General features: G+C 74.0%; 11 protein-coding genes and 1 pseudogene. 8 read left to right on the top strand and 4 right to left on the bottom strand.

Annotated features, from left to right (window positions below; all coding sequences use genetic code 11):
• Positions 1–10: 10 nt before the first annotated feature.
• The 4 genes and pseudogenes from ACFYU9_RS16425 to ACFYU9_RS16440 all read left to right on the top strand — a co-directional run.
• Positions 11–115 (top strand): annotated as a pseudogene (locus tag ACFYU9_RS16425) (LysR family transcriptional regulator); the annotation flags it as partial.
• Between the two features lie 237 nt (positions 116–352).
• Positions 353–1210 carry a D-alanyl-D-alanine carboxypeptidase family protein gene (locus tag ACFYU9_RS16430; RefSeq protein WP_389213967.1) on the top strand — a complete coding sequence of 286 codons (858 nt, stop codon included), beginning with the start codon at positions 353–355 and terminating at the stop codon, positions 1208–1210.
• Between the two features lie 234 nt (positions 1211–1444).
• Entirely contained in the window at positions 1445–2632 is a 1188-nt protein-coding gene (locus ACFYU9_RS16435) for a winged helix DNA-binding domain-containing protein (RefSeq protein WP_389345152.1), read from the top strand.
• A 128-nt stretch (positions 2633–2760) separates the two neighbouring features.
• Positions 2761–3129 (top strand): hypothetical protein, encoded by a 369-nt coding sequence (locus tag ACFYU9_RS16440; protein ID WP_389213455.1) that lies wholly within the window; start codon positions 2761–2763, stop codon positions 3127–3129.
• 106 nt (positions 3130–3235) lie between these two features.
• Here the strand turns inward: ACFYU9_RS16440 and ACFYU9_RS16445 are convergent, their stop codons facing one another.
• Complete coding sequence (locus tag ACFYU9_RS16445; RefSeq protein WP_389345153.1) at positions 3236–4054, bottom strand: VOC family protein; 819 nt, start codon at positions 4052–4054, stop codon at positions 3236–3238.
• A gap of 217 nt (positions 4055–4271) precedes the next feature.
• Between ACFYU9_RS16445 and ACFYU9_RS16450 the strand changes: the two genes are divergently transcribed.
• Positions 4272–6068 (top strand): FAD-dependent oxidoreductase, encoded by a 1797-nt coding sequence (locus ACFYU9_RS16450; protein WP_389345154.1) that lies wholly within the window; start codon positions 4272–4274, stop codon positions 6066–6068.
• Between the two features lie 7 nt (positions 6069–6075).
• Here ACFYU9_RS16450 and ACFYU9_RS16455 read toward each other — a convergent pair whose 3' ends face one another.
• The 3 genes from ACFYU9_RS16455 to ACFYU9_RS16465 all read right to left on the bottom strand — a co-directional run bounded on the left by ACFYU9_RS16455 (position 6076) and on the right by ACFYU9_RS16465 (position 8833).
• A complete protein-coding gene (locus ACFYU9_RS16455; RefSeq protein ID WP_389345155.1) occupies positions 6076–6855 on the bottom strand; it encodes an FAD:protein FMN transferase in 780 nt (259 codons plus the stop codon).
• Positions 6848–7273, bottom strand: a complete 426-nt coding sequence (locus tag ACFYU9_RS16460) for an FMN-binding protein (RefSeq protein WP_389345156.1) — start codon at positions 7271–7273, stop codon at positions 6848–6850. The genes ACFYU9_RS16455 and ACFYU9_RS16460 overlap by 8 nt, the downstream gene beginning before the upstream one ends.
• 192 nt (positions 7274–7465) lie before the next feature.
• Positions 7466–8833, bottom strand: a complete 1368-nt coding sequence (locus tag ACFYU9_RS16465; protein ID WP_389345157.1) for a ferric reductase-like transmembrane domain-containing protein — start codon at positions 8831–8833, stop codon at positions 7466–7468.
• 232 nt (positions 8834–9065) lie between these two features.
• On the opposite strand from ACFYU9_RS16465, the gene ACFYU9_RS16470 reads away from it, so the two are divergent.
• From ACFYU9_RS16470 to ACFYU9_RS16480, 3 genes are all read left to right on the top strand, one after another.
• A complete protein-coding gene (locus tag ACFYU9_RS16470; protein ID WP_389345158.1) occupies positions 9066–9803 on the top strand; it encodes a response regulator transcription factor in 738 nt (245 codons plus the stop codon).
• A complete protein-coding gene (locus ACFYU9_RS16475) occupies positions 9800–11611 on the top strand; it encodes a sensor histidine kinase (RefSeq protein ID WP_389345159.1) in 1812 nt (603 codons plus the stop codon). The genes ACFYU9_RS16470 and ACFYU9_RS16475 overlap by 4 nt, the downstream gene beginning before the upstream one ends.
• Positions 11612–11754: 143 nt before the next feature.
• A complete protein-coding gene (locus ACFYU9_RS16480) occupies positions 11755–13824 on the top strand; it encodes a SpoIIE family protein phosphatase (RefSeq protein ID WP_389213970.1) in 2070 nt (689 codons plus the stop codon).
• The last annotated feature ends 71 nt before the right edge of the window (positions 13825–13895 follow it).

Raw genomic sequence — 13895 nt, forward strand, 5'->3', positions numbered from 1 at the left:
CCGTCGCCCGGCCGAGGAACCGCACTTCGGCCGGACCGCCGAGCGGCTCCGGGTCTCCCAGGCCAGGGCCGGCCAGGCCATCAGGAAGCAGGAGCGGCGCATCGGCGCCAGGCTGATCGTCAATCCGGCGGTGATCGGTCGGGGTGGCACATGAGTTCGGCCGTGGCCGAAATGGGATCCAGGTCACACTCCCGCCGTACATCCCTTGGGGCCTCTCAAGCATCTTGTGTGCGCGAGGCACGCGCGGTTCTCGTCCGGACCACGTCCGGATCCCGTGCGGAGCCCGTACGGCAACGACTTCTACCAAGGGCAGAACACTTTGATAACTACGACTCTGGGCGTGCGTCGCGCCATGACCGTCGCGGTCACGACCTCGGCCGTGCTGGCCGGCGGCCTCTTCGCCGGTCAGGCGCAGGCCGCGACGCCGCCCGCCCCGTCGATCACCGCCCCGGGCGGCTTCGTCATGAACAACGGGACGGGTACGACGCTGTACGGGAAGGCCGCGGACACCCGCCGGTCGACCGGCTCCACCACGAAGATCATGACGGCCAAGGTGGTGCTCGCCCAGGCGAACCTCAACCTCGACGCCAAGGTCACGATCCAGAAGGCGTACAGCGACTACATCGTCGCCAACAACGCCTCCTCGGCCCGGCTCATCGTCGGCGACAAGGTGACCGTCCGCCAGCTCCTCTACGGCCTCATGCTGCCGTCGGGCTGTGACGCCGCCTACGCGCTCGCCGACAAGTTCGGCACCGGCGCCACCCGGGCGGCCCGGGTGAAGTCGTTCATCGGCAAGATGAACGCCGAGGCGACCCGGATGGGCCTGCGGAACACGCACTTCGACTCGTTCGACGGGATCGGCAACGGGTCGAACTACTCGACCCCGCGCGACCTGACGAAGATCGCGAGCAGCGCGATGAAGAACTCCACGTTCCGCGCCGTCGTCGCGACGAAGTCCACGAGCCAGAAGGTGACCACCGCCAGCGGCGGCTACCGGTACATGGCGTGGACCAACACGAACAAGCTGCTGAGCACCTACAGCGGCGCGATCGGCGTGAAGACCGGTTCGGGTCCGACGGCCAAGTACTGCCTGGTCTTCGCGGCCACCCGCGGCACCAAGACGGTCATCGGCACCGTGCTCGGCGCGCCGAACGAGACGAACCGCGCGACCGACGTGAAGAAGCTGCTGGACTACGGCTTCGCGAAGTAACCGGCGACGACCGGCGCACGACAGCGCCGGTCACGCCCCGGCTGCCTCCCGCCCGGCGGGAGGCGGCCCGGCAGCGGTGCCACGCCTGCCGGGGCAGGAGGGACGTGCCTGCTGCGGCGGCACGCTGCCCGGCCCGGGCCGCCCGAGTCACCTGGACCGCCCGAGCCCCATGCACCCCCTGTGCCACCCGGTCCACCCGCGCCGCCTCGCCCCCAGGCGCTGCATAATCCGGGAGTGCTTCTCACCGCGCGACGGCTCGCCCTCGCCACCCTGGACCGTCAGCTCCTGCTCGAACGCCGGCGCCTCGACGTGGCGGAAGCGGTCCGCCGCATCTGCGCTTTGCAGGCGCAGACCCCGGCGTCGCCGTACCTGGCGCTGTGGAACCGCGTACGGGACTTCGTGCCCGGGGACCTCGACGCCGCGTTCGCGGACGGCCGGATCGTGAAGGCGACGCTCATGCGGATCACGCTGCACGCCGTCCATGCCGAGGACTACGCGCCGTACCACGCCGCCATGCTGAGCACCCTTCGGGCGTCGCGGGTCCACGACCGCCGCTTCACCTCCACGGAACTGACCCCTGCCGACGCCGACGCACTGCTCCCGCCGCTCGCGGATTTCCTTGCGCAACCCCGAAGCGGCGCCGAGGTGGAGGAGGAGTTCACGGGACGGTTCGGTGAGCACGCGCACCGCATGTGGTGGGCGCTGCGCACGTACGCGCCGATACGCCACGTACCGACCGGCGGCCCCTGGTCGTTCGCCCAGCCGCACTCCTACCTCGCCGCGACGACGGCCCCCGGGTCCGTCGCCCCCCGGTCCGCGGCCGCCGGGTCCACGGCCCCCGGGTCCGCGCCGCCGTCGGAGGCGGCGGCCGGGGTGCGACGGCTGCTGCTCGCGCATCTGCGGGCGTTCGGGCCCGCGTCGGCGCAGGACTTCGCCCGCTTCACCCTGCTGGGGCGGTCCGTGATCACGCGGGCGCTGGACGCGCTCGGAGACCGGGTGGTGCGGGTGGAGGGCCCGGGGCGCGCCGCCCTGTTCGACCTGGCGGACGCCGTCGTGCCCGCCGAGGACACCCCGGCGCCGCCACGGCTGCTGCCGATGTGGGACAGCACCCTGCTGGCCCATGCCGTCCCCGGGCGGGTGCTGCCCCCGGAGTACCGGCCGCTGGTCGTCCGGCGCAACGGGGACATGCTGCCCTGTCTGCTGGTCGACGGGCAGGTCGCCGGAGTGTGGCGCGCGGTCGACGGCGGACTGGAACTGACCGCGTTCCACCGGCTCGGCAAGGCGGCGTGGCGGGGACTGACCGAGGAGGCGGAGAAGCTGTCGGCGCTGCTCGCCGCCCGCGACCCCGCCGTGTACCGCCGCTACGGGCACTGGTGGGACAAGGGCTTCCCCGGCGTCGAGACCACGATCGTCAAGGGGTGACACCCCGGCCCGGCCGCCGGGTGTGGCTTGATCATTCCGACCGGAAACCCGCTGTTACGGCTCGCGCACACACCGTAGAAACGGGCTGCTGATTCCCATTCACCGTTCTCGGATCCAAGGAGCCCACCGTGAACAGATTCCGCAGCACCGTCATGGCCGTCGCCGGCGCCGTCTCGATGTTCGCCCTCGCCGCCGCGCCCGCCCAGGCGGCCCCCGGTGACGTGACCACCACCTGCGCCAGCACCGCCACCCCGGCCGGCTACGTCGACGTCAGCTGGGGTTACAGCGCGAGCTGCGGCACCCAGAACTTCGACCCGAACATCAAGCAGATCAAGCAGCTCACCGGTCTGCCCATAGGCACGGTCGTCCAGGCGTGCGGGTCCACCTACTACCCCGTCGGCTGGGTCCAGACCGCCTCCTACTACTCCAGCTCCTGTGTCGCCTTCCCGAACTCCGGCTTCAACAACAACGCCTGGACGCTCAAGCGCGTCTCCTGACGCACCTTCCGCGGTCGGGGTTGGGGTTGGGGTTGGGGCTCGGTGGCGTGTCGTCGCCGGCCCCGCTTCCCGGTTCCGCCGGCCCCGCTTCCCGCTCCCGCCGGGCTCAGTCGCCGGACGGCGTGAGCAGCACGAAGTCGGCGTTCGACGGGTCGAGGCACACCGCGAGCCGGCCGACGCCTTCCGCGTCCTCCGGCCCCATCTGCACGCTGCCGCCGTTCCCGGTCACCCGGGCGACCGCGGCGTCGCAGTCGTCGGCGTGGAACACCGGGTGCCAGTACGGCCGCCCGCCCGTCAGGGAGAGGTGCTCGGCCGGCAGCTCCATGAGCCCGCCGTGCATCCGCTTCTCGGGCAGCCCGGCCGGTGTGACGAGGGAGTACGTGCCGCCGCCCGGCAGCTCCATGTCGCTGAACCACCAGCCGAGCACGTCGCCGTAGAAGCGCTTGGCCGCGGCCACGTCGGTCGTGTACAGCTCGGTCCACGACAGCGAACCGGTCTCGTCCACCAGTTCGGCACCCTTGGTCGTGCCGGGCTGCCAGACGGCGAACTGGCCCCCCAGGGGGTCGCTGTACTGGGCCATCCGGCCCCATTCGCCGAGGTCCCGCGGCGCCACCCGCACCGTGCCGCCGGCGCGCTCGACGGCCCGGGTCGTGGCGTCCGCGTCGGTGACGCTGTAGTAGATCATCCAGGCCGGACGCGCGCCCTCCTCGGTGAGCCTGCCGAGCCCCGCGACGACCTTGCCGTCCTTCCGGAACATCCCGCCTTCCATGTCCTCGTCCATCTCCTGGTCCATGTCCTCCCCGCCGCCCATGGGCTCGTACTCCCAGCCGAGGACGCGGCTGTAGAAGGCCGCGGCGGCCGGGACGTCGGGAGCGCCGAGGTCGAGCCAGCAGGGGGAGCCGGCGACGAAGTCCGTGGTGATCATGTCGATGGCCTTTCAGGGGTCCGGATGCGCCTTCAGCCTTGCACCGGACGCCGTCCCTCGCCCGTTTTCCGTTTTTCGTCCACCGACCGTTCCGGGCAGAGGGAGGGCCGGATCACGCCATGTGCGACGGGGGTCGTGCACTCGCCTTCCGGGATCAAGGGGACGGCCCTATGCTCCTGCGTCGGACATCGGGTTACCGCCGGTAAAGGGGTGGGGCATGGACCGTACGGGCAGCTCACGGCGCACCTTCGTGGCGGGCGCCGCCGCGGCGACCGGAGCGGTCGCCGCCGGGATGATCGCGGGACCGGCCGCCCTCGGTGCCGCACCCGCCGCCGCGGCGGAGCCGTCCGCGCCGCAGTCCGTGGCCGTCCTCGGCGGCGGCGTCGCGGGCCTGACCGCCGCCCACGAACTGGCCGAACGCGGCTTCCGCGTCACCGTCTACGAGCGCCGGGCGCTCGGCGGCAAGGCCCGCTCCATGGACGTACCGGACAGCGCGCACGGCGGCCGGCGCCCGCTCCCCGCCGAGCACGGCTTCCGCTTCATCCCCGGCATCTACCACAACCTCCCCGACACGATGCGGCGCATCCCCTTCCCGGGGAACGCCAACGGAGTCTGGGACAACCTCGTCGCCCCGGCGGAGATGTCCTTCGCCCGCACCGGCCGCGAGGACCTGCGCATCCCGCTCCCGTGGCCGGGCCACCGGCCCGCCGAGCTCACCCTCGACGAGATCCGGCGCGCCGTCACCGCTCTGCTCGGCACCGCCCGCTCCATCCCGCTCCACGAGACCGCGTACTTCGCCGACCGCTTCCTCGTCTTCCTCACGAGCTGCGACGAACGGCGCGACGACACCTGGGAGCGGACACCCTGGTGGGAGTTCCTGCGCGCCGAGCGGATGAGCTACGACTACCAGCGCATCCTGGCCGTCGGACTGACCCGCAACATCGTCGCCACCAAGGCCGAGGAGGCCAGCACCCGCACGGTCGCCACCCTCCTGGAGGCATTCGCCTTCAACGCCCTGGGACGCGGCGCCGACGGACCCCTCGACCGGATCCTGAACCTGCCCACCAACGAGGCGTGGATCGACCCCTGGGTGGCCCATCTGACCGGACTCGGCGTCGAGTTCCGCATCGGCTGGACCGTGCGGGAGCTGTCCTACGACTCCGGTGCCGGGCGGATCGGCGCGGCCGTGGTCGAGGACCCGCAGGGCGTCCGCCGCCCGGTGACCGCCGACCACTACGTCTCCGCCATGCCGGTCGAGCACGCCCGGCGGACCTGGGGCGCGGCGCTGCGCGCGGCGGACCCGCAGCTGGCGCGGTGCGACCGACTGGAAACGGACTGGATGACGGGCATCCAGTTCTATCTCACCGAGCACGCCCCGCTGCTCGCCGGTCACGCCAACTGCATCGACTCCCCGTGGTCCCTGACGGCGATCCAGCAGGCCCGCCACTGGCCGTCCCGCGACTTCCCCGCCGACTACGGCGACGGGGCCGCCGTCGACTGCCTCTCGGTGGACATCTCGGAGTGGGACCGGCCCGGCATCCTCTACGGCAAGACCGCCAAGCAGTGCACCCGCGCGGAGGTCGCCCGGGAGGTGTGGGCGCAGCTGAAGGCCGCGTTCAACGACACGGGACGCACGGTCCTGAAGGACAGCGCGCTGCACTCCTGGTTCCTCGACCCCGGCGTCGACGGCCTCGGCACACCGAACCCGACCAACGAGGACCAGCTCCTCGTCCACCCCGTCGGCACCTTCCACAACCGCCCGAAGGCCGCCACCGCGATCCCCAACCTCTTCCTGGCCGGCGACTACGTGGCCGTCGACATCGACCTGGCCACGATGGAGGGCGCCAACGCCTCCGCCCGCCAGGCCGTCAACGCCCTCCTCGCCCGCACCGGCTCATCCGCCCCGCGCTGCACCGTGCAGCCGCTCTTCCGCCCCCCGGAGCTGGAAGCCCTCAAGCGCCACGACCGCCTGCGCTACCGCCTCGGCCTGCCCAACGCGCTCGACGTGGGCTGAGCCCGCCTCACACCGCCGACAGGGGGAAGCCCTCGGAGGCCCGCGCCTCGCCGTCGGCGGCGACGGTGAGAAGGGCGTAGCCCGGCAGAGAGGCGATCCACCGGTGTGCCTCGGGAGCGCCCAGGACCATCGCCGCCGTCGCGTAGACATCGGCCCAGAGCAGGTCCGGGCCCGTCACGGTGGCCGCCAACAGGCTCGTGGCCGCAGTACGGGTGCGCGGGTCGGTGATGTGCGGGCCGCGCTCGCTCGTGCCCGAGGTCGCGATGGCGTGGTTCCTTCCCGCCACCACGGCAAGGAGGCGGCCCGGCCGCCGGGGGTCGGCGATGCCGGTGTGCCAGAGGCCCGCGGAGCCCGCCGCGCCGCCGACCCGTACGTCACCGCCGGCGTTCACGCACGCGTCGGTGGCGCCGGCGTTCCGCAGGAGCCGCCAGGCCCGTTCGGCGGCCCAGCCCTTCACCAGGCCGCACGGGTCCAGCGGGCCGTCCGCCCAGGCGTCGAAGGCGCCGCGGGTGCGGCTGTGCGCCAGCTCGCACAGCTCCAGCACCTGCCGTACCTCGGGAGGGGCGTCCGCCCTGCCCGACTCGCCGCGCCGCAGCCGGCTGACCGCGCTGTCCGGCAGGAACGGGGAGAAGACGCGGTCGGCCTCGTGCAGCAGCGCCACGGCCTCGCCGAGCGCGGCGCGCAGCACGGGCGTCGGGCGGTGGCGCAGGGTGAAGGAGACGATGGTGCCCATCACCGGTTCGGCGTGCCGCCACGCGGCTTCCCCGGCTCCGGTCCGCTCACGCATGGGCCCGGTCCAGTGCGCTCTGCAGGGAGCGGACGTAGCCGTCGCTGGTGTACGTGGCTCCTGACACCGTGTCGATCCGGGCGTTCTGCGCGGTCAGTGCCTCCCCGGTGAGCATCGGCACCGCATAGCCGGCTATCTCCCGGTCGCGTTCGTTCTCCGACGGGGCCCTGACCACGGTGACGTCGGTGAGCCGTCCACCGCTGACCGTGACGCGCACCTGCACCCGGCCGTAGCGGGTGTCGACGGCGTCCCCGGTGTACGTCCCGGAGGCCAGCGTTCCCGACGCCGCACCGGAGGTGCCGGGCCCGGCCGGCGCGGTGGGGCCGCCGGGCGTGTCGGCCGGATGGTGCGCCTTGAGGGCGAGCAGCGAACAGATGCCGGTTGCCGTCGCGGCGACGGAGAGCAGGGGACGGCGCATCGGAGGCATCCTCGGGATCGGGCCGGATCGGATCGGATCGGTAGGGGGCGGGTCGCGGCGGGGCGAGTCGGAGCGGGGCGGGTCGAGTCGAGTCGGAGCGGGGCGGACCGGTACGGGTTGTCGCGGTTCGGAACAGGCCGGGTCGGCGGTCGGAGCGGATCGCGTCCGCCGGCGGGCGCGGTGGCGGGCCGTTCAGAGGGCGAAGGACTCGTGGTGGATCCGGTGCGCCGGCACCCCCGACGCGCGCAGGGCCGCCACGGCCGCCGACGTCCAGTCGGGCGGCCCGCACAGATAGCACGAGCGCCCCGCGACGTCCGGCACCAGGGTCCGGAGCGTCTCGGCGTCCAGCGGCAGCCGGTGGCCGGCGGGTTGGCTGACGGAGTAGTACGCGCGCGTGCCGCGCCTGGCGGCGATGGCGTCGAGCTCGTGCCGCAGCACCAGGTCCTCGGGCCGTCGCGCCCAGTGGATCAGCACCGGATCCTCCGGCAGCGTCTCGAACAGCGTCCGCAGCGGGGTGATGCCCACTCCGGCCGCCAGCAGCAGTGCGGGCCGCCCCGCCGCGCGATGGGCCGTGAGGGCGCCGTACGGGCCTTCGGCCCACACCCGGGTACCGGGGCGGACCGAGGCGAGTGCCGTGCTGTGGTCGCCCACGGCCTTCACCGTGATCCGCAGGCTGCGCCCGTCGGGGACGGCGGACAGCGAGTACGGCGACGCGGTCCACCACAGTGCCGGGGACAGGAACCGCCAGCGGAAGAACTGACCGGGGCGGACGTCGAGTTCGTCCATGCGCTCCCCGGTGACCAGCACCGACACCACGTCCGGGGCCTCGCGACGGACTCCCGCGACCCGCAGCCGGTGCCGCCGCGACAGCCGCAGCGGCATGAGCAGCCGGAACCAGAAGAGCAGCGCCGCGGCCCCCGCGTACAGCACGTACCAGAACATCCGCGCCGCCGGCCGGCCGAAGTCCGCGCCGTTCGTGAGCTGGTGGCCGAAGGCGAGGAGGACCGCCGCGTACGTGAGCAGATGGAGGTGGTACCAGGTCTCGTGGCGCAGCCGGCGCCGGGCGGCGCGCGCCGAGACCACCGCCGTCAGCAACAGGACCAGCAGGGCGGCGGTCGCCTTGAGCATGTCCGGATAGTGCAGGACCACCCGGACGCCCTCGGTGACCGGATCCGTCCGGCCGGTGAGCGCGTAGCCCTCGACGATCAGCACCGCGTGGGCCACCGTCAGGCCGATCGTCCAGCGGCCCGCCGTCGCGTGCCAGCGGGCCAGCCGGTCGGTGCCCACCGTACGGTCGAGCGGCGGCACCCGTGCCATCAGGATCAACAGCACCGCGCACACGTACCCCGCGAGCAGACCGGTGATCCGGCCCGCCCCCGTGAACCAGCCGGCCGGACCGCGCACCGAGGCCGTGTCCAGCCACCACAGGCCGAGCACCGCGGCGGCTCCGGTCCAGATCAGGGCCTGGACCGCGGCCGTCACCGCGGTCGCCGATCCGGCGGTCCGGCCGGCGCGCCGCCGGCCGCCCGGCCCCGCGGTCCGTGCGACTTCCGTGCTCATCCGCTGCCTCGCCTTCGGTCCCGTGGCACCCGGCGGGACGCCGGGGCGTGGCCACTGTGGTCCGCGACCCTGTGAGAAACCTCTGAACCGAGAACCCGCGCGGACCGGCCGGCCCGTCCCGGACCTGCGCCGGGGCGGGCGGCGCACGGGCGGGCGGCCGCGACCGTTCAGAGGAAACTCAGAGGAGGGGGCGGATCTCCGGCTCCGCGGCGTCCGGCATCCTGGAAGGACCATGAATCCATCGCCGCGTACCGAGGTGCGCCGCCCCGACGGTGCCCGGCCCAGGGTGCTGGTCGTCGACGACGAGCAGGACCTCACCGAGGTGCTGGCCGCAGCCCTGCGCTCCGAAGGCTGGGAGGTGCGCACCGCGGGCACGGCCGCCGAGGCGATCGCGGCCGCCGCTGACTTCGGCCCGGACGCGGTGGTCCTCGACTGGATGCTGCCGGACGCCGACGGCCCGCGCGTACTGGCCCGGCTGCGCGCCGCCAGGCCCGCCGTGTGCGTCCTCTTCCTCACCGCGCGCGACGCCGTCGAGGACCGGATAGCCGGGATCACCGCCGGAGCAGACGACTACGTCACCAAGCCGTTCAGCCTCGAAGAGGTGCTGGCCCGGCTCCGCGGACTGCTGCGCCGCGCCGGGCTCGCCACCGCCGCGCAGGGCGCCGGCCCGCGCCTGGCCGTCGACGACCTCGTCATGGACGAGGACGGCCACGAGGTCACCCGCGGCGGCGTACCCGTCGACCTCTCCCGCACCGAGTTCGAGCTGCTGCGCTACCTCCTGCGCAATCCGCGCCGCGTGCTGTCCAAGCGGCAGATCCTGGAACACGTCTGGCGCTACGACTTCGGCGGACGCGCCCATGTCGTCGAGCTGTACATCAGCTACCTCCGCAAGAAGATCGACGCCGGCCGGTCCCCGCTCATCCACACCGTGCGCGGCGTGGGCTACGTGCTGCGCCCCGAGCGCCGATGACTCCCGAGCACGCCCCGCCCCCGCCGTCGCCCGGCCGGTCCTGGCGGATCCGCGCGCCGCGCCCGCGGCCCCTGCTGCCGTACTCCCTCGGCGCCCGACCCCGGCCGCCGCGCTCTCTCCGTGCCCCGCTCCGGCGGCCGCGCTGCCTCGGTGCCCGGTTCCGGCTGCCGCACGCTCCGCGCACCCGGCTCCGGCTGCCGCACTCCCTTCGCGCCCGGCTCACCACCGGGCTCGTCGTGCTCCTCGCCCTCGGCAGCGTGACCGTCGGTCTGGTCACCGTCTTCGCGCTCCGCAGCTTCCTGGTCAGCCGCCTCGACCAGCAGATCGCGGCGAGCGGCGGCCGGTTCGCGGTCAGCCTCGAACACGAGGACCGGCCCGACACCGACAACCAGGGCGACACCCGGGGCCAGGCCGACGGAACCCTCGGCGCCCGGCTGCTCGGCGGCCGGGTCGAACAGGCGGCCGTGGTACGCGGCGCGAGCGACGTCCGGGTGCCGCTGACCGCCGGGGACGCGCGGGCACTCGCCGCGCTGCCCCCCGACGCCCGGCCCCGCACCCTGCGCCTCGCCCGTCTCGGCGCCTACCGCGTCGCCGCCTGGAGGGGCGACGACGGGGACGTCCTGCTGACCGGGCTGCCCCTGCGCCCCGTCGAGGAGACGCTGCACCGGCTCGCGGCGGTGGAGACCGCCGTGTTCGCGGTCGTCCTCACCGCGGCCGGCGTGACCGCCGCGGCCTGGACCCGGTTCTCCCTGCGCCCGCTCGAACGGCTCGCCGCGACCGCCGACGAGGTGACCCGCCTCCCGCTCGCGGCGGGGCAGGTCGCCATGCCGCCGCCCCTGCCCGGTACCCGCCCGGATTCCGAGGCGGGCCGGCTCACCGGCGCGTTCAACCGGATGCTGGGCCATGTCGGCGACGCCCTGGACCGGCGCCATGTGGTGGAGGAGCGGCTGCGCACCTTCGCGGCCGACGCCGGACACGAGCTGCGCACCCCCGTGGCCACGGTGCGGGCCCGCGCCGAACTCGTCCTGCGCAGCCACGGCGACACCCTGCCCGACGAGGTCCGGCACGCCCTGGAACGCATCGACGCCGAGTCCCGCCGGATGAGCCTGCTGGTGGACGAACTCCTGCTGCTGGCCCGGCTGGACGCGGGCCGCAGCCTGCGCCGGGACGACGTGGACCTGACCCGAGTGGTGCTCGACACCGTGGCGGACGCGACCGCCCGGCACCCCGGGCACCACTGGGAGCTGGACCTTCCCGAGGACCCCGTCCATGTCACCGGTGACGACGACCGCCTCCACCAGGTCCTCACCAACCTCCTCGCGAACGCGGGCCGGCACACCCCGGCAGGCACCCGGGTCGCCGTCGCCCTCACCCTCGATGCCGATGCCGATGCCGATGCCGATGCCGATGCCGATGCCGATGCAGACGCCGGCACCGAAGCGGGCGACGACGGCGTGCGCCTCACCGTCACGGACGACGGCCCCGGCATTCCGGCCGAGCTGCTGCCCGGCGTCTTCCACCGGTTCACCCGGGGCGACTCCTCGCGCTCGCGTACGACCGGCTCGACCGGCTCCACCGGCCTCGGTCTCGCCATCGTGGACGCCGTGACCCGCGCCCACGACGGACGGGCGACCGTCACCAGCCGGCCCGGCCACACCCGCTTCACACTGCGGCTGCCCGCCCGGCACGACGGCGTCGACGCGCTCGCCCCGGCCCACGCCGGCACCACGACCTCGTGCCCGGAGGAAGAGGTCACGGCGGTACGGCCGCGGCCGACGGCACCCGACGACCGGGCCCGGGCCGACTGACCGGGCCGCCCACCGGCGGTCGAGGAGCGGCGACCCGGTGTGGGGCCCGAGCCGGATCCGCGAGACGAACCGGGGACGCGCGCCCATACTGAGGAGGACGGCAGCCGTCCAAGGGGGGCATCCGTACAGGACTCTCGGTGGCGATGCAGCAGGTGCCCTTCGACGAAGTGACCACCAGCGCGGCCCGGGACGCGGGCGGGTGGCTCGGTGCCCTGCCGGTCGCCGTGGTCGCCACCAGCGCGGAGGGAACGATCGTCCGCTGGGACCGCGCGGCGGAGGACCTGCTCGGCTACACCCCGCACGAGGTGCTCGGCCGCCACATCGCCGACCTGCTCCATCCCGACGCGGACCGCGGTCTCGGCCGGTCGCTGTGGGAGGGAGCGGCCACCGGGCGCGGAGTGATGGGCATGGTGACCGCCTGGCACAAGGAGCGGCGGCCGCTGGAGCTGGAGATCTGGGCCTGCCCCGTCCCGGCCCGGCACCGGGGCGGGACGACGGTGCTGGTGTTCGTGTCGGAGGCCGAATCCGCGCGACGGATACGGGGCTCGTCGGCGGTGTGGGACGGACTGTTCGCCCGTTCCCCGGTCGGCATCGCGATCCTCGACACCGAGCTGCGCTTCCTCCGCGTCAACCCGGCCCTGGAGGCGATGAACGGCCTTCCGCAGGCCGCGCACCTCGGGCGCCGCCTCGTCGAGATCCTGCCCGACGTCAACGCCGCGGACATGGAGCGCGCCATGCGCCGGGCCCTGGACGAGGGCAAGCCCGTCCTGGACTCGCGCCGTACCGGCCGCACCCCGGCCGACCCGGACCACGACCACGTGTGGTCCGGCTCCTACGTGCGGCTGGAGGACACCGACGGACGCCCGATCGGACTCGCCGCCACCCTGATCGACATCACCACCCAGGAGCAGGCCCAGCTCGAAGCCGATGAGGGCCGGCGCCACCTCGCCCTGGTCAACGAGGCCACGCTCAAGATCGGCACCAGTCTGGACCTGGAGCGCACCGCGCAGGAACTCGCCGACGTCGCCGTACCCGACCTCGCGGACGCCGTCACCGTGGACGTCCTGGAGAGCCTCGCCGCCGGCGGTGAGCTCGGCGCCGGCCTGGTCGGCGGCGTCCTCCTGCGCCGGCTGGCCAAGGCGCCGCTGACGGGATCGCCCGTCACCAGCGTCCTCGCCCCCCTGGGGCGCACGCTCGACTTTCCCGCCTACGCGCCCTACATCCGTACGCTCGGCGCGCGCCGCCCCTTCGTGATCACCCGGTTCGACGAGCAGGCCATCGCCCCGGCCGCCGGCCACTCCGCCACGCCAGCGGAGCTGCTCCGGCGGGGAGTGCACTCGTTCATGATGATCCCGCTGCTCGCCCGCGGCGTGGTGCTCGGCCTGGCCACCTTCTACCGGACCCGCCCCGTCGGCCCCTTCACCGAGGACGAGGTCGCCCTCGCCGGTGAACTGGCGGCGCGCGCCGCGGTCTGCGTCGACAACGCGCGCCTCTACCGCCGCGAACACGACACCGCCGCCGTGCTGCAGCGCAGCATGCTGCCGCAGCACATCACCCCGCCGCCCGGGATCGAGGTCGCCCACCGCTACCTGCCCGCGAGCGACGTCAACGAGGTCGGCGGCGACTGGTACGACGTCATCGTCCTGGAGGGCGGCAGGGCCGCGCTCGTCATCGGCGACGTGATGGGGCACGGCACGCCGGCCGCGGCGGTGATGGGACGGCTCTCCGCGAGCGTCCGTGCCCTCGCCCGCCTCGACCTCGCCCTCGAGGACATGCTGTACCAGCTTGAGGCCGCCCTGGACGATCTCACCGAACCGATGCTCGCGACCTTCCTGTGCGTCGTCGTCGACCCGGCCACCGGCCTCTGCCGCATCGCCCGCGCGGGCCACCCGCCCCCCGCGGCCGTCGCTCCCGACGGCACGGTCCGCCTACTCGACGTACCGCCCGGACTGCCACTGGGCGTCGGCGGCATGCCCTTCACGACGACCGAGGTCACGCTGCCCCTCGGCAGCCTCCTCGTCCTGTACACCGACGGCCTCGTCGAGGCCCGCAGCAGCGACATCGACGCCCGCCTGGCCGAGCTGACCGGCCTGCTCGCCGAACCCTTCCCGTCCCTCCCCGCCCTCTGCGACCGCCTGCTCACCCACCTCGTCCCGGCCGCCTCGGACGACGACATCGCCCTGCTCGTCGCCCGCGTCGGCAGCGCGGCCTGAGCGCAGGACGGGAGGTGCCCCGCTCGGCGGAGGCGGCCCCAGTACGACGGGGGCGGCGCGGGGCGGGTGGT

This window comes from Streptomyces sp. NPDC004327 (genome assembly GCF_042873935.1).
Classification (GTDB): domain Bacteria; phylum Actinomycetota; class Actinomycetes; order Streptomycetales; family Streptomycetaceae; genus Streptomyces.

Coding starts and splice junctions, on each gene's coding strand:
- ACFYU9_RS16470 (WP_389345158.1), top strand. CDS start 9,066: ATGAATCCATCGCCGCGTACCGAGGTGCGCCGCCCCGACGGTGCCCGG.
- ACFYU9_RS16455 (WP_389345155.1), bottom strand. CDS start 6,855: ATGCGTGAGCGGACCGGAGCCGGGGAAGCCGCGTGGCGGCACGCCGAA.
- ACFYU9_RS16460 (WP_389345156.1), bottom strand. CDS start 7,273: ATGCGCCGTCCCCTGCTCTCCGTCGCCGCGACGGCAACCGGCATCTGT.
- ACFYU9_RS16465 (WP_389345157.1), bottom strand. CDS start 8,833: ATGAGCACGGAAGTCGCACGGACCGCGGGGCCGGGCGGCCGGCGGCGC.
- ACFYU9_RS16430 (WP_389213967.1), top strand. CDS start 353: ATGACCGTCGCGGTCACGACCTCGGCCGTGCTGGCCGGCGGCCTCTTC.
- ACFYU9_RS16475 (WP_389345159.1), top strand. CDS start 9,800: ATGACTCCCGAGCACGCCCCGCCCCCGCCGTCGCCCGGCCGGTCCTGG.
- ACFYU9_RS16445 (WP_389345153.1), bottom strand. CDS start 4,054: ATGATCACCACGGACTTCGTCGCCGGCTCCCCCTGCTGGCTCGACCTC.
- ACFYU9_RS16480 (WP_389213970.1), top strand. CDS start 11,755: ATGCAGCAGGTGCCCTTCGACGAAGTGACCACCAGCGCGGCCCGGGAC.
- ACFYU9_RS16450 (WP_389345154.1), top strand. CDS start 4,272: ATGGACCGTACGGGCAGCTCACGGCGCACCTTCGTGGCGGGCGCCGCC.